The organism is Rhodothermales bacterium (genome assembly GCA_040221055.1).
GTDB lineage: Bacteria > Bacteroidota > Rhodothermia > Rhodothermales > UBA10348 > 1-14-0-65-60-17.
The window spans coordinates 342,855-358,036 of sequence record JAVJVN010000014.1 but is presented as its reverse complement, the minus strand read 5'-3'; the positions used below and the strand labels follow the sequence as shown (position 1 = coordinate 358,036).

Annotated in this window: 12 protein-coding genes; 8 read left to right on the top strand and 4 right to left on the bottom strand. The window is 61.8% G+C overall.

The features are described 5' to 3' along the window. Positions 1–129 precede the first annotated feature (129 nt). Positions 130–1,692: an MFS transporter gene (locus RIE53_09170; GenBank protein MEQ9104857.1), complete on the bottom strand. Its 1,563-nt coding sequence runs from the start codon at positions 1,690–1,692 to the stop codon at positions 130–132. A gap of 43 nt (positions 1,693–1,735) precedes the next feature. Between RIE53_09170 and RIE53_09165 the strand changes: the two genes are divergently transcribed. Together RIE53_09165 and RIE53_09160 are read left to right on the top strand one after the other, a co-directional pair. Then, positions 1,736–2,173: a hypothetical protein gene (locus tag RIE53_09165; protein ID MEQ9104856.1), complete on the top strand. Its 438-nt coding sequence runs from the start codon at positions 1,736–1,738 to the stop codon at positions 2,171–2,173. A 192-nt stretch (positions 2,174–2,365) separates the two neighbouring features. Then, positions 2,366–4,795, top strand: coding sequence for an ABC transporter permease (locus RIE53_09160; protein ID MEQ9104855.1), 2,430 nt, complete (start codon positions 2,366–2,368; stop codon positions 4,793–4,795). Between the two features lie 2 nt (positions 4,796–4,797). Here the strand turns inward: RIE53_09160 and RIE53_09155 are convergent, their stop codons facing one another. After that, positions 4,798–5,949 carry a DUF2911 domain-containing protein gene (locus tag RIE53_09155; GenBank protein MEQ9104854.1) on the bottom strand — a complete coding sequence of 384 codons (1,152 nt, stop codon included), beginning with the start codon at positions 5,947–5,949 and terminating at the stop codon, positions 4,798–4,800. Between the two features lie 90 nt (positions 5,950–6,039). Here RIE53_09155 and RIE53_09150 point away from each other — a divergent pair, with 90 nt between their 5' ends. From RIE53_09150 to RIE53_09125, 6 genes are all read left to right on the top strand, one after another. Further along, complete coding sequence (locus RIE53_09150) at positions 6,040–6,861, top strand: hypothetical protein (protein ID MEQ9104853.1); 822 nt, start codon at positions 6,040–6,042, stop codon at positions 6,859–6,861. 72 nt (positions 6,862–6,933) lie between these two features. Continuing rightward, positions 6,934–9,591: a LuxR C-terminal-related transcriptional regulator gene (locus RIE53_09145; protein ID MEQ9104852.1), complete on the top strand. Its 2,658-nt coding sequence runs from the start codon at positions 6,934–6,936 to the stop codon at positions 9,589–9,591. A 136-nt stretch (positions 9,592–9,727) separates the two neighbouring features. Further along, positions 9,728–10,354, top strand: coding sequence for an outer membrane beta-barrel protein (locus RIE53_09140; protein ID MEQ9104851.1), 627 nt, complete (start codon positions 9,728–9,730; stop codon positions 10,352–10,354). Between the two features lie 76 nt (positions 10,355–10,430). Beyond that, complete coding sequence (locus tag RIE53_09135; protein MEQ9104850.1) at positions 10,431–10,688, top strand: hypothetical protein; 258 nt, start codon at positions 10,431–10,433, stop codon at positions 10,686–10,688. A gap of 80 nt (positions 10,689–10,768) precedes the next feature. Beyond that, positions 10,769–11,710, top strand: coding sequence for a sodium-dependent bicarbonate transport family permease (locus tag RIE53_09130; GenBank protein ID MEQ9104849.1), 942 nt, complete (start codon positions 10,769–10,771; stop codon positions 11,708–11,710). Between the two features lies 1 nt (position 11,711). Continuing rightward, the gene (locus tag RIE53_09125; protein MEQ9104848.1) at positions 11,712–12,014 is read left to right on the top strand and encodes a transcriptional regulator; all 303 of its coding nucleotides are present in this window, start codon (positions 11,712–11,714) and stop codon (positions 12,012–12,014) included. Between the two features lie 13 nt (positions 12,015–12,027). On the opposite strand, the gene RIE53_09120 is transcribed toward RIE53_09125, so the two are convergent. Both RIE53_09120 and RIE53_09115 read right to left on the bottom strand, forming a co-directional pair. After that, positions 12,028–14,757 carry an ABC transporter permease gene (locus RIE53_09120; GenBank protein MEQ9104847.1) on the bottom strand — a complete coding sequence of 910 codons (2,730 nt, stop codon included), beginning with the start codon at positions 14,755–14,757 and terminating at the stop codon, positions 12,028–12,030. After that, the gene (locus RIE53_09115; protein MEQ9104846.1) at positions 14,754–15,101 is read right to left on the bottom strand and encodes a helix-turn-helix transcriptional regulator; all 348 of its coding nucleotides are present in this window, start codon (positions 15,099–15,101) and stop codon (positions 14,754–14,756) included. The genes RIE53_09120 and RIE53_09115 overlap by 4 nt, the downstream gene beginning before the upstream one ends. Positions 15,102–15,182 lie beyond the last annotated feature (81 nt).

The following is a 15,182-nucleotide window of genomic DNA, read 5'->3' as shown; positions in this document are numbered from 1 at the left end:
CTCTCGCGGGTTGGGATGACCGTGAAAACGTTTTCAGAACTGCAAAATGTAGGTCTTCATACGGTATCCTCACAAGTCACCCCGGAAAAAGGCCACGGAAGCGTCGTGGCAAACAGGCCAGGCGTCCGTTCAGCCGCGCGCTCCCGATGAGAAGTGGGCTTCCAGCTCTTCCAGGGACTTTCCTTTCGTCTCCGGCATCACGGCATACAGGATTCCCAGACCGATCAAGGCGAACACGCCATACAGCAGGAACGTGCCGGTATTGCCGAGGACAGACAACTCCCAGGGAAAGATGAACTGCACCATCCAGCTGACAAACGAGTTCAGGAATCCCGTGACCGAGAGGCCGACGGCCCGCAGGCGTGTCGGAAACAACTCCGACAACATGACCCACATGACCGGACCGAGCGATGCGGCGAACGCAGCCACGAACAGCAGCACCCCGAACAACACGACATACGGATTCATGGAAATGGACTGCTCCACCAGCCGGGCCTCGTGGTTCCGGTACAGCGTCTCACCCAACACCGCCCGGGCCGTCTGTTTGAACGCGACGTCTCCCTCGAAGACCTTTCCCTCCATCCGTTCCAGTTTTTCCTGGACCTCCACCGGAAACGCGTCCAGATCGTCCGCCGACAGGGAATAGGTGGCCCCACTGAAGCCGTACGCGGTAATGCACATGGCCACCGCGATCCCCGCGAGGCCGGCGAGCATGAGCGGCCTCCGCCCCATCCGGTCAATCAGCAACATGGCCAGGATGGTGAACACCACATTGACTATGCCCACCCAGACCGCTTGGGCAAACGATGCATTCGCCCCGATTCCGGACTGCTCGAAGATGATGGTCACATAGAAATAGATGGCGTTGACGCCCGTGATCTGCTGGAGCACACCCAGCAGCAGCGCCACACCGAGCACATACCGGACCGATGGATGCAGCAAGGCCCGGAACGGAGCCCTCCGCGGTTCGCCCAACTGGAGGACCCGCTCGAGTTCGGAGGCTTCCAGGGAGGCTGCGTCCTTTCCGTGCAACTCGGTCAGCACGGCCAGCGCTTCGCTTGTTCGACCGGATGCATAGAGCCATCGCGGACTCTGGGGTACGGTGAACAGCAGGAAGAAATAGGCAACGGCCGGAATGGCCTCCACGCCGAGCATCCAGCGCCAGGCATTTCCGTCGTGGATGAGTCCAGCAATCACCCCGTCCCCTTCAATGCCGGTCAGGATGAGGTAATTCGAGAAGTAGGCGACCGAGAACCCCAGTACAATGTTCAGCTGCTGGACCGATACCAGGAATCCCCGGTTGTTCGACGGCGCGATCTCGGCGATGTACATGGGCGCCAGGACGAGCGCCGCTCCGAAGGCCACGCCCCCGAGCATCCGCGCGGCCACGAGCATGGTGAAACTGACCGCCATGGCCGACATGACCGCTGACACCACGTACAGGAACGCCACCAACAGCAGCACATGCTTGCGCCCCAGCCGATCACTCACGGGGCCGGCCGCCAGCATGGATACCATGGCAGAGATGGACGGCGAACTCACCACCCAGCCAAGCTGGATATCCGTCAGCCCGAATTCCGGACGGATGAACCGGATGACCCCGGATATGACCGATGCATCGAAGCCGAACAGGAATCCTCCCAGCGACACCGCAAGGGCGGTGAACAGGGTATGCCGGGCATTGGTGTCCATACTGGAGTATACTCCGCAAATCCACAACCTTCGGAGTCCCCCTATGGAAAGCACAACGTCCTCGACCCCGCGCCACCTCTGGATTGTCGGTATCCTGAGTCTCCTCTGGAACGCCATGGGTGCGTTCGATTACAGCATGACCCAGTTCCAGGTGGAAAGCTACATGTCCAATTTCACGCCGGAGCAGCTGGAATTCTTCTATGGGTTCCCGTGGTGGCTGGATGCCCTCTGGGCCATCGCCGTCTGGGGGTCTGTCCTGGGCTCCCTCGGGCTGCTCCTGCGCAAGGCCTGGGCGGTTCCAGTTTTCGGAGCAAGCCTGGTCTGCATGATGGGCACGACCATCCACAACTACTTCATCGAAGACGGCATGGCCGTCATGGGCGGCATCGGGGTGCTGGTTTTCTCGATGGTCATCTTCATCGTGGCCGTTTTCCTCTTCATTTATGCCCGTCGCATGCGGGATACGGGCGTACTGACCTGAACCCGTTCATCTGAACCCTGCATCCTGAATCGAGAGCCCGGCCCGGTGTCCGTTTGCGGACACCGGGCGTTCTCCTTTGGACAGACACCGGGCGGATGAATGCCCTGCCGGCCCGTCCCCGACCGATGGCGTCCACTTGGCACAGCACTTGCAAGGGGTACCGCACAACCATCCGCGTGTTGAGCCATGCCCATGACCCGGAGTCACCTGAAGCTTGCCGTGCGCAACCTGCGCCGTCGTCCCGGTTACACCGCCATCAACGTATTCGGCCTGGCCGTCGGTATGGCCAGTTGCCTGCTCATACTGACGTATGCCCGGAGTGAATGGGCCTACGATCAGTTCCACGAGGAGGCCGATCGCATTCATCGGGTAAACATCCGGGCCGTGACGCCGGGGGACGATGTCGAAGTCAAGGCGGGACAGCCGTTGCCGCTGGCCCGAACGCTCACGGAGTCCTTTCCGGAGATATCGGCCGCCACCAGCGTGGTCGCGGCCCCGTCCATGCAACTCATGGTCGGATCTGAATCGCAGCGGAACGATGTCCTGTTCGTGGAGCCCGGCTTTTTCGCGGTCTTCTCCTTCCCGCTGCTGGCCGGAGATACAGACCGGGCGCTGGCCGAACCGGGCTCGGCGGTCGTCTCCCGGACGACCGCCGAGCAGGTCTGGGGACATACCGACGTCGTGGGTGAAACGCTGCGCATCCGTAACGGAGAGACGTTCCGGGAATTCCGCGTGACCGGGGTGGCCGCGGATGTCCCGGCCAATTCGAGCATCCAGTATGACCTCCTGCTGCCGCTCCAGGACCACACGACGTGGACCCGGTATGCCGATGCCTGGACGAGTTGGTTGTCCAACACCTTCTTCCGCCTGGCGCCGGATGCCTCCCTGGAATCGGTCCGCGCGCGCCTGCCGGCGTTCGCCGAAACGAATTACGCTCCCATGATCCAGACCTGGCAGATCCTGCAATGGATTGGTCGGGATGAGGGGGATTTCAGCCTTGAAACCCAACCCCTCACGCGTATCCACTTCACGCCCGAGGTCCAGCAGTCCCAGACCCCCACCACCGACCCGCGCTGGCCCGGATTCCTGCTGGGGCTGGCCCTCGCTGTGCTCGGGGTAGCCTGCATCAATTTTACCACCCTCTCCATCGGGCGCGCCTCCCGGCGCGCCCGCGAGGTGGGCATGCGCAAAGCCCTTGGCGCCGGCCGGGCACAACTCATGCGGCAATTCTGGGGCGAAGCCATCCTGCTCAGTGCGCTCGCCCTGGTGGCAGCGCTCGCCATGGCCGAAATGGCGCTTCCCTTCTTCTCGTCCCTCATCGGAGCCTCCATGACGCTGGAATACTCGGCCGAGGGCATGCTGTGGCTCATCGGGCTGGCGCTGTTGACCGGCCTCCTGGCCGGAGCGTGGCCCGCCGTATTCCTGTCCGGATTCCGACCCATTGTGGTGCTGAAGGGCGGTCCGCTGTCGGGTGGCAATGCCCGCTGGATGCAAGCGCTTGTCGTGCTCCAGTTCACCCTGTCCATCAGCTTCATCATGGCGGTGATGGTCGTCCAGGACCAGGTGTCCTTCATGCAGCAGGCCGACCTCGGCTTCCACAACGACCAGGTCCTCGTCGTGGAGACCATGACCACGGACGTGAAGGCGTCCGAGCGCCGCGTGGCCACGCTCAAGGAAGCCTGGCGCGACATACCCGGCGTGGCGTCCGTGGCCGCGTCGTCCTCAGGGATGAACAAATTCCTGAGTTGGGGGGCATTCGGCAGCGCCGACGGCGAGGCGCACACCATCTACACCAACCGGATTGACCGGGACTGGCTGGCCGCCCTGGGTGTCGAAACCACCGACGGCCAGGCGTTCACATCCGATTTTCCCGGAAACGACACGTCGTTCGTACTCGTGAACGAGGCGCTGGTCCGGGAATTCGGGTGGGAAAACCCCATTGGCGAGCCCGTGAACAATTATGGCCGCGTAGCGGGCGTCGTGGAGGACTACCACTTCCAGTCGCTCCATTCCGCGGTCGAGCCCATGTTGCTGACGCTCGCCGACCGGGGCAATGCGCCGTACCGGTATCTGTTTGTCCGCCTGGCGGGCGAGGGCGCACCGGCATCCGCATCCTCATCCGCGCAACGCATACTCGCAGACCTGGAGGCCGCCTGGCGCGCCGAAGTCCCCGAATCGCCCTTTACGTGGTCCTTCCTGGAGGACGACCTGAATGTCCAGTATGCGTCGGAGCGCCGGGCGCAGCGCCTGATGGGCGCCGCCGCGTTGCTCGCCGTCCTCATTGCCTGCCTGGGCCTCTTCGGGCTGGCCGCCTATGCCGCTGAACGCCGTACCCGTGAAATCGGCATCCGCAAGGTCGTAGGCGCGGGCACGTTCTCGATTGTCCGGCTGCTCTCACTCGAGTTCGTCGGACTCACGATGGTGGCCGTCATCCTGGCGGTCCCGCTGGCATGGATCCAGATGGAGCGCTGGCTCGACGGCTTTGCCTACCGCACCGAGATCGGCTGGACGACACCGGTCGCCGCCGGGCTGCTGGCGCTCGGCGTAGCCCTCGTCACCGTCTCGTGGCATGCCGTCCGGGCAGCCCAGGCCGACCCGGTGGACAGTTTGCGGTACGAATAGCGCTATTCCACCTCGAACGGTACGGTCCATTCCGTGGTATCCCAGGCCAGGACCAGTTCGCCTCCCGCATCCGTATCCCGGATGTGGATGGTGAACCGCTCGGCTGGCTCGGCGGTCGTGACAGCGGTCATGTCGACCCGGAGCACGTCCTGCGCGGCATCGTAACTGGTGCCCCACTGGTTTGTCTGGGCGTTCACTATGAGCTGCCCGGCGTCAGCGCTCTCGAAGATGCTCCACAGCGTATACGTGCCAGCCGGCACCGTCTGGCCACCCAGCACGAGTGCCCGGTCGGTGGTCAGGTGCGTCGCCGCGTTGGCGCCCGTACGCCAGACGTCGTTGAACGGCACGATGCCGCCCCAGATGGTCCGTCCACGGACAGCGGGCTGGGCATACTGGATGTCGATGGATGCGCCGTCCACGTCTGCGCTGGCCACGGCCGGTGGCGACGGCACGCCAAGCCCTTCGCCTGCGGCATCCATGGCCATCCACCGCGCTTCCGATGCGTCGAGATCGAACGGCTCCACGCGATGGACGTCCCGCTTGACGGTTGTTTCGACGCCGGAGGTACCGATCAATTGGCCGCTTTCATCGAAGACGCCGGTAATGGGACTGCCGAAGAAGTCGAGGGCGAATTGGTCCGGTGACTGCCACGTCACCATGCGTTCGTTGACGCTGCCGTTGGGAAACAACAGGTGGATGCTGTCCTGACCGGCCCGTTTCTGCGCCAGGACCTGATTTACGACATACAGGGAGTGCGGCATCCGCCCAAGCGTCGGTATGACGCCCGTCGGGACGCGGACCGTGTCCGCGCCATTCAGGATGGCCACCGAATCCTGGATGATCACGTTGAAATTGGTGGATTCCAGCGACGCCACGTGACCGGCGTCGTCCAACATGACCGTGTAATCAATCCGGGACGTGCTCGGCGCGCGTTCAATCTGCGTTCCCGTCAGGGTCTGTCCTTCAACCGTGAACTGTTCGACAGCCACCGTGTCCGCGCCGAGCGTGGACACCCAAGTCCGGGCCTCATCCTGAGACGGACTCCAGGGCTGCTCGGCGCATCCGGCCAGCAGGAAAAGGACGGCGAGAAGGGCGACAGCACCTCCGCTCCGTGTGATGCCGGCGGATGGAAAAGTCGGGGTGGTAGTCTTCATGGTAGTGCCTTTCGTGATGTCTGGGTAGCATCAATATGGGAAAACTTTATCGCCGACGCATGCGTAAGCGCCGTTTCCGCCCCCACGCCCATGTCCCGAACCTACTCCCAAGACGAAGTTACCGCCATCCTGAAGGAGGCCTACCGCCTGGCCGACGGGACCGAGCGGGAGAACCAGGGCCCGGGATTGACACTGGCCGAACTGGAGACCATGGCCGTCGAGCATGGGCTGGACGCGGCTACCATCCGCGCGGCTGCCGCGAAACTCGACTCGGCATCGGGTCCGGAGACGTTCCGGACATACGCCGGCGTACGCTGGCGGGTCGGACACCGGGCGGTCATGAACGGCCCGCTTTCGGACGCACAGTGGGCCGCCATCGTATCCGATTGCCGGCATCAATTCAATGCACGGGGTGAGCAATCAATGGAGGGAAACCATCGCGTCTGGCGGAACGGCAACCTGTTCGTGTCCGCCGAACCGTCCATTGACGGAACGCGGACCGTGTTGCACATGGGCTCGCGCAACGACACCATTCCCGGTCTCATTGGGGGCGGCCTCGGACCGCTCGTCATGGCGCTCATGTTCCTGACGATGGCCTTCGGCGTGGATCCCGACTTCATCGTGATCGGTGGCATCATGGCCCCCATCGGGTTGCTGTTGACCGGGGCAGGAATCCTGCATGGCCGCAATTGGATCCAGGACCGGGAACGCCAGATGGCGCTGATCGCCGACCGGGCCATAGCGCGTTCGGGGACCGGGCTCGGCGCATCGGAAACCCTTCAGGAGCGCCTTGCCCCGGAGTCCCGGGATCTGCTGAAGGATCTGGACGCATCTTCCGGATCCGAATTCGAATCTGAGTCCGACTCGGAAACCCTGTCCGACTCCGCCCCGCGCCAACGATCCCGCGAATAGGATGGCCGGAGTGAATCTCCAGGGTCCATGCAGCGTACGTTTTCCTGATTATCCGCCTGGCCGCCTGCAGACGTGCGCAGAAACCACCCCAACTTGGTCGAGACGGCTCAGCTGCTGTCCACGAAATTCTATCCTCCGGTCTGGAAGGAGGGGATGGTGGAGCGAACGCGCCTGGTCGATCGGATTGACACGGGTGTCCATGGCGCGGTGACCCTGGTCTCCGCACCGGCAGGATCGGGGAAATCGACGCTCCTGGCCGAATGGCTCCATTCCCGGGAGGGAGAAGCCTCATGGCTGTCCCTGGATCAAGCCGATAACGACCCGTCCTTGTTCTGGGCCTATTTCGTGGCTGCGCTGCAACGGTTCGAGGAGGGCGTCGGCGATCTGGCGTTGGCCATGCTGCACTCTCTGGAGCCGTTGCCTGCGCAAGCCTTTCTTTCGACACTCATCAATGATGTCAATGCGGTGCAGGGCGACATGGTCGTTGTCCTGGACGACTACCATATCATTGAGCGCCCCGAGATCCACGAGGGCATGTCGTTCTTCATCGACCGAATGCCCCCCCATCTCCACCTGGTCCTCGTGTCCAGAGCAGAACCCTCTTTGCCACTGGCCCGACTCAGGGGGCAGGGTAAACTGACGGAGATTCCGGCCGGAGACCTCCGATTCACGGTGGATGAAACCGCGGAGTTCTTTTCCGGCGCCGTGCAGGTACCCGTTTCAACGCAGACCATATCCGAGTTGGAGCGTCGCACGGAAGGGTGGATTGCCGGATTGAAACTTGCGGCTTTGTCCATGCAGGGCCGGGAGGATACGGATGGATTCCTGTCGACCTTCTCTGGTGACCACCGATACATCGCCGATTTCCTGTTGGAGGAAGTGCTGCAGGGTCAGCCGGTAGAGGTGAGGGAGTTCCTGCTTCAATCTGCCCACCTGCAACGGCTATGTGGCCCACTTTGTGATGCCGTCATGGACCGAACCGGAAGTGCCGACATCCTGTCGATGCTTGAACAGCAACAACTGTTTGTCATTCCCCTGGACGATAAACGGTACTGGTACCGGTACCACCATTTGTTCGGCGACGTCCTGGCATCCTTGCTCCAATCAGAAAAGCCGGTGCTTGTGCCCGCCCTTCACCGGCGGGCCTGTGCATGGTTCGAATCGGAGGGGCACGAGGCCGATGCCATCCGTCATGCGCTGGCCGCAAAGGACAACGTACACGCCGCAGATCTTGTAGAACGTTCGTGGCGCCGAATGGACCGGAGTTTCCAGGCCGATACGTGGCTTTCGTGGGCCGAGTGCATTCCGGAAAACATCATCCTCGGTCGTCCCGTGCTGAGCGCCTGCTATGGCTGGGCACTCCTGGACACGCTGCAATTTGATCGCGCTGAGAAATGGGTGGACCATGCGGAAGACCTTCTCGACCGCGCGTCCGATGTCCCGGTTGTCGTAGCCGACGAACGCGAATACGCCTCCTTGCCAGCCACCATCGCCGCCGCCAGGGCCTATCTCGCGCAGGCCAAGGGCGATATCGAGGCGACGGAGCAATACGCCCGGAAAACGTTGGAGCTGCTCCCTCCGGATGATCATTTTTATCGGGCCATCCCGCTGGTTACCCTGGGACTGGCGCAGTGGCGAAGAGGGGACCTGAATGAGGCATGGACGTCCATGTCCGAGGCTTTGGAACGCTTCGAGTTTGCCGACAACCTCATCTATGCACAGCGTTGTCACTATGCACTCGCCGAGTTGCGTCTGTGTCAGGGGCGATTGACCGAGGGTCTGGCTTCCTACGAACGGGCCGCAGCAGACAACTACGATTCCGGTGGACCCGACGTGCGGCGTGGCGTGGCGCGCGTGATGCTGGAACGCGGTGACCTCGTCGGCGCGGAGGCATTGATGACGGAAAACAGCACGTATGAACGAGCCAGTGCACGATGGTATCAAGTCGAGGCAGACATCGCTGCACTCAGTGGCGATCTGGAACGAGCGGTAGCGGTGATGGACGAGGCCGTCTCGGCACCGGCTTCGGAACGCATACCGTCGTGGATGCCGGCTGCGTCCCATCGTGCCCGACTGCTCCTCCAGGCAGGACGTCTGGAGGAGGTCGGTATCTGGGCCCGCGCGTCCGGTCTTTCCCTGGATGACTCGCCTTCGTTCTCGACCGCGTACGACCTGGCCGCATACGCGCGTTGGTGCCTTGCGTCGGGAATCGGAGACGTCCGCAACCTCCTGGACGTTCTGGCCAATGAAGCGGAGCGAAGTGGTCGAACGGGATTGCTGGTCGACGTGAATTTGCAGCAGGCACGGTGTTCATGGGAATCGGGTGATACCGAGGAGACCCGGACGCGACTGGCAGACGCTTTGGATCGCGCAGCACCGGACGGTTTTGTTGCCCCGTTCCTGCGGGAATCGGACATGGTGGGCACGTTGCTTCCGGATATGGTGGCGAAGGGCCTCGGCCGGGATCATGCCATCCATGTACTGAGCGCACTCACGGCCCGTGATGAGAAACCGGATGTCTCCACGCGAACCAATGCCGACCTGTTGTCGCCCCGCGAGCTGGAAGTCCTGCGACTGATTGCAGCCGGGCTCCGCAATCAGGATATAGCCGATCAGCTGTTCATCAGCCTTGCGACCGTAAAACGGCACATCGCCAACATCTATGGCAAACTGGAGGCATCCCACCGGACGGATGCCATCATCAAAGCCCGGGAAACCGGCATCCTCTAGAAGGCTGTCGCCGCAGAGGGTTTACATCCCCATTTTGCACCCCCGATTACACCTTTTGGCTGATTCGGCATGGTGACCTGCCGGGGTAGGTTGGATACGCATTCATTCACCCCCGAACAAACAGGAGAACTTCACCATGAAACATATCAATATTCCCTACGCAACCTTCATAGCCCTCTTGCTCGTGCTCGCAGGATCTCCGGGAATGGTCGTTGCCCAGTCGGACGCCAACACCCACGGAGCCTTTTTGAACATTCGAGCCGGCGGGCACGGTGTTGCCTTCGAGAACGACGATGACGGCGAAGGCTTGGGCAGCGGATTGCGCCTGGGTTACGGCTTCAACAAGCGGTTTACGATGTATCTGGGCATGGAAGTCGCAGGTATGAAAGGCGACATGGAATTCGAGGAATTCGCAGCGGGCGACGAATTCAGCGTCGCATTCTTTGAACTCGGCGGTCGCTACCACTTCCGGCCCCAGGAACGACTGGTCCCTTTTGCCGACGCCTCCCTGGCCATCATGGGAGTCATCTATGAAAAGGACCAGACCACGAATGGCACAGAGGTGACCTACGGTGGCCTGGGTGGCAGTTTCGGTGGCGGAGTCATGTATTTTGTCACTCCGAAATTTGCGGTGGAAGGTGCGGCATCGTTTGTACCGGGCAACCTTTCGGACCGCAGTGTCGGCAACCAGGACAACAGCGTGGACATCGGCATGGCCAGCGTCCGCATGACGGTAGGCGTCTCGTTCTATCCCTTCCGATGAATCCAACCACATCAGTTGACCCGGTTTGGGCCGGCGGCTTCCAGCCGCCGGCCCAAACGCTTTTTTTCCGCTCGACATGAACCGTACGATCATGACCTCCGCACGCCGCGCCGCATGGGCAGCGGCCGTCATCGCGTTCACCGTTGCCAGCCTGTTTACCGGGCTGGATTGGGTGTCGAATCCCGGTGGCCTCTTCCGCGATGGTTCCGGGACAGCCTGGGCGATTGTCGGAGAAACCTTCTGGAGCTGGTGGTGGCCGACTTTCCTCGTGGTCACGGTTTTGATCGTTACGTTTTCATTTGTTCGCACCTTGCGGAGGATCCCACGGGATTGACGCTCCGTCCAGAAGTCGGGTGGCATGTCGGTTTGGCGCGCAGGCCCTATCATGGGGCGTCCCACCCATTCCGTCCCGCCATGAGCCTCCTGTCCCCGGTCATTCTGGCCTTCGTCCTCGGCGCGTTCGCGTCGCTGGTGCGCAGCGATCTCCGGCTTCCGACGCCGCTCTATGACGCCCTGTCCATTTACCTCCTGCTGGCCATCGGCCTGAAGGGGGGCGTGGAACTGTCCAAGACGCCGTTCCTTGAGTTCCTGGCGCCGGCCGGTCTGACGCTGTTCCTGGGCATCCTGACGCCCATCATTGCCTACAATATCCTGCGTCGACTGGGTCGGTTCGACCGGGTGAACGCATCGGCCATCGCGGCCCACTATGGATCCGTATCGGCCGTCACGTTCATCGTGGCCATCAGCTACGGCACCATGATGGGTCACGCGCCGGAAGGATACATGCCGGCCCTGGTCGCCATCCTCGAGGTACCCGCTATCGTGGTGGCCCTCATGCTGGCCTTTGTCCGTGACAAACGGGCGGGATCCTGGCAGGAGGCCCTGCACGAGGTACTCTCGGGACGGAGCGTCATCTTGTTGGTGGGCGGTCTGCTGATCGGCCTCGCCGTGGGACCGGCAGGCATGGCCCCGGTGGAGCCGTTCTTCGTGGCCGGATTCCAGGGCGCGCTCATGCTGTTCCTCATGGAGATGGGCATCGTGGCGGCACGGCGCCTGAAGGACTTGCGGACGGTCGGGCCGTTCCTGGTGGCCTTCGGCGTCCTGGTCCCCATCCTGCACGGAGCACTGGCGGTTTGGCTGGGTGGGTTCACCGGGCTGTCCATGGCGGGATGCGCCGTGCTGGGCGCCATGGTATCGAGCGCCAGTTACATCGCGGCTCCGGCCGCGGTCCGAATTGCCCTGCCGGAAGCCAACCCCACGTTCTATCTCACGGCTTCACTGGGCATCACCTTCCCGTTCAACATCACGTTGGGCATTCCGTTGTATTACACACTGGCCGGTTGGATGGCCGCTTGACATGTCAAAGACGATTCTGAAATTGGTCACCATCGTGACCGAACGCATCCTGGAGGACCGGTTGCTGCGCAAGATCGAGGCGCTTGGCGCCACGGGGTACACCCTCACGCAAGCCAGGGGCAAAGGCTCGCGCGGCGTCCGGGCGAACGAATGGGAAGGTCCCGACACCCGTATTGAAACGCTCGTGAGCCCCGCCGTGGCCGATGCCATCGTGGAATATGTGTCGGATGCGTATTTCGAGCACTACGCCGTCATCGTGTACGTCCAGGACGCCGAAGTCGTCCGCGGGGAGAAGTATATCTGAGACGGCCTCGACCTCAGTCGTGCCGCAGCAGCACAACGGGACGCTGCCGGGTAGCGCGCCAGGCTTGCATTCCCACCGTGGCCAACGCAACCATCAGCGCCAGGGTGCCGGCAAGGACAAGTGTTCCGACGCTCATGTCGACGCGATACGCGAACGATGACAACCAATCGCGCATGATCCACCACGATACCGGCAGTGCCAATACGAGCGCCACAGCCACCGGCTTGATGAACTCGCGGGACAGGATGAAGACCACGTGCTGACTGGTGGCACCCAGCACGCGACGCACCCCGATTTCCTTCGTCCGAAGCTGTACGGAAAATGCCGCCAGGCCCAGCAGCCCGAGGCACGCCAGCAACACGGCCATGAATGCGAAGAGCCGTGACAGCGTTGCCAGAACCGTTTCGTCCGCATAGTTGGCACTCCACTCGGCGTTCAGGAACGCATACTCGAATGGCGTCCCCGGATTGAACTGCCGTACGGTGTTCCGCAGTGCACCCAGGGCTTCGGTCGTCTGGCCGGGTTCGTAACGAACCAGCATTACATTGGCGGCCTCCGCGTCGAATGTCATGACGAGCGGCATGATGTATTGGTCAGCCATGGACCCTGAATGGAAATCCTCCACGACGCCGACGATGATGCCGCTTCCGGTGCCGGGCCCATCCACCTCATAACCGAGGGCGAACGGGTGACCGACCGGCGCATCGAGCCCCAACGCGCGGACAGCCGTTTCATTGACGACGTAGTGCAATTGACCGGTGTCCTTGCCGGGGTCGAAGAATCGTCCGTCCGTGATGGTCATGGCCATGGTGGTCGCCATGTGTTCATCGGTCTCCAGAACCGTGAACAGGACATCCTCTCCCTCTTCCTTGCCTTCCCACCGCACATTGCTGTTCATCATGGCCACTCCAAGCGGGTTGGCACTGGACAGCGCGGTGCTTTCGATGGCCGTGGACTGGAGCAATTGCGCACGTACGCCCTCCCGGTTGTTGGCCAGAGCTCCCTCCACCGGCATCATGAGCACGTTCTCCTTGTCCAGCCCCAGGTCGGCGGATTGCAGGTACTGAATCTGATCATGAATGGTGAGCGTTCCGACAATCAGGAAGGCTGAAATGGCAAATTGCACCACGACCAGGCTTTCCCGTGCCGACGTTCCGCTCCGGCCGTTCCGGACTTGGCCACCCGATTGCCCCCTCAGGTTCCGGATGGCCTGCATGTTCGACAATCGGAACGCCGGATAGCCTCCAGCCAGGAGGCCGGTCAGCAGGGCGACCAGAATGAACAACATCCAGTGCCCGGATGTCAGGTCCGCCGCTGTCAGCGCGGTACCCGTTATGCCTGAGAACGTCGGAAGCAATGCCAGCATCAATACCACGGCTCCGATCATGGACAGGAGTGCCGTGATGACCGATTCACCGAGGAACTGTTGCACGAGGAACCCCGGTGTGGCTCCCAACGATTTGCGTACACCGATCTCCCGGGCACGCAGGTTGGAACGCGCGGTAATCAGGTTGGTGAAGTTGATGCAGGCAATCAACAGGATCGCCAAACCCGTGAGTCCGATCAGGTATATCCGTTGTATTCTGCCCCCGGCTGCGCGCCCGTCCACGAAGGACCCATGCAAATACGTTTCGACGAACGGCTGGATGATGAGCGCTTGATTCGTTGCGTCCTCTACGTGACGAGTGAGCAAGGGTGCCAGGGTGGCCTGCAACCCGTCCATTGCCGTTTCCGCTTCGAACAGGACGTATAGTTCGAACCAGCGGGGGCCCCACGATGTGATGTGCGGAAATGCGTTCGCGACTTCCTGCACCGGCAGAATGAAGTCGAAGTCCAGCGATGAGTTCGCCGGAACGTCCTTGAGCACACCCGTTACGAGGTATTCGCGGCCCGCTTCCACGTGAATGGCATTGCCCAATACGCCGCCATTCGACTGCCAGGAATGCAACGTGAGGGTGCTGCCCACGGCATGGTCCCACCCCGCTCCAAAATAGTCGATGGCCATTTGCTCGGAAATCACGATGCTGCCCGGCGCATCCAGTGCGCTGGCCGGATCTCCGGCCAACAGGGGGAACGTGAACATCTCGAAGAAGGCCGGTCCGGCATGGTACCCTTCCTCGCGGCCGACGTAATCGTCCCGTTGGAGGACAGCCTTGACGGGCAGCATGAGCACGGCCGACCGGACGTCGGGAACGTCCTGTTCAAGCGCCGCCGCAAGCGGCATGGGTGCGTTCGACCACGTTGCAATCCCTGCGTCCTCCACACTGTTCACCTTCACCTGGTACAACCGATCGGCATGCTCGTGGAATTGATCCACACCGAGCTCATTCGATATCCATATCAGGATCAGAAAGGCACTGGCCATTCCAACCACCAGGCCCGAGATGTTCAGGGCGCTGTATCCTTTGTGTCTCAGCAGATTCCGGAGTGCCGTTTTCAGGTAATTGTTGAACATGGCGTATTGGAATGCCAGAGTGCGGAGCAACCGGCCTTTGTGTTTGATTTTTGACCAGAACACCTCTTTGAAGGCATCGTCCAGGAGCACCACGTTTCCCAGATGCGCGGTGGCCTGTCGAAATGCTTCCTCCTCCGAGAGGCCGCACTCCATGAGGTGGGCGGTGTGCTCGCGCAGATGCAGCTCCAACTCTTCCAGGTCTTCCGTAAAAAATGCACGGCGCTGCTGAAAGAAAGCCCTCCAGGTCGCAATGGCTGTCTCCAAATCGAAGGCGTTCCGCGTTCTCATGTGCCCGTCCCGAATGAAACGTCGGGCTGCCACAGCCGCAACAGAACGTCGTGAACCGTCATCCACTGTGCCTTCTCGGTTTCGACGGCTTTCTTTCCTTTCATGGTGAGCCGGTAGTACTTGCGCCGCGGACCTGCGTCCGATGGGCGCCAGATGGATTCAATCAGGCTTTCGGTTTCAAGGCGGTGGAGTACGGGATACAGCGTCCCGGCATTCCATTCAATGGCCCCTCCGGAAATCCATTCGATTCGTTGGCTGAGTTGGTAACCGTACGCTTCTCCTGCCGCAAGCGTGGCCAACACCATGGGTCGCAGTGCAGCGGCTGTCAGAGTTTTGGGGAGCATTCGATTTCGTTCGGTTGGGACCGGTATATGACTTGGAGCTATACCATGCATCAATATAGTCCCGTCCGAAACGTGACTTCC

Coding starts and splice junctions, on each gene's coding strand:
- RIE53_09130 (MEQ9104849.1), top strand. CDS start 10,769: ATGAGCCTCCTGTCCCCGGTCATTCTGGCCTTCGTCCTCGGCGCGTTC.
- RIE53_09140 (MEQ9104851.1), top strand. CDS start 9,728: ATGAAACATATCAATATTCCCTACGCAACCTTCATAGCCCTCTTGCTC.
- RIE53_09160 (MEQ9104855.1), top strand. CDS start 2,366: ATGACCCGGAGTCACCTGAAGCTTGCCGTGCGCAACCTGCGCCGTCGT.
- RIE53_09150 (MEQ9104853.1), top strand. CDS start 6,040: ATGTCCCGAACCTACTCCCAAGACGAAGTTACCGCCATCCTGAAGGAG.
- RIE53_09170 (MEQ9104857.1), bottom strand. CDS start 1,692: ATGGACACCAATGCCCGGCATACCCTGTTCACCGCCCTTGCGGTGTCG.
- RIE53_09125 (MEQ9104848.1), top strand. CDS start 11,712: ATGTCAAAGACGATTCTGAAATTGGTCACCATCGTGACCGAACGCATC.
- RIE53_09155 (MEQ9104854.1), bottom strand. CDS start 5,949: ATGAAGACTACCACCCCGACTTTTCCATCCGCCGGCATCACACGGAGC.
- RIE53_09165 (MEQ9104856.1), top strand. CDS start 1,736: ATGGAAAGCACAACGTCCTCGACCCCGCGCCACCTCTGGATTGTCGGT.
- RIE53_09135 (MEQ9104850.1), top strand. CDS start 10,431: ATGAACCGTACGATCATGACCTCCGCACGCCGCGCCGCATGGGCAGCG.
- RIE53_09115 (MEQ9104846.1), bottom strand. CDS start 15,101: ATGCTCCCCAAAACTCTGACAGCCGCTGCACTGCGACCCATGGTGTTG.
- RIE53_09120 (MEQ9104847.1), bottom strand. CDS start 14,757: ATGAGAACGCGGAACGCCTTCGATTTGGAGACAGCCATTGCGACCTGG.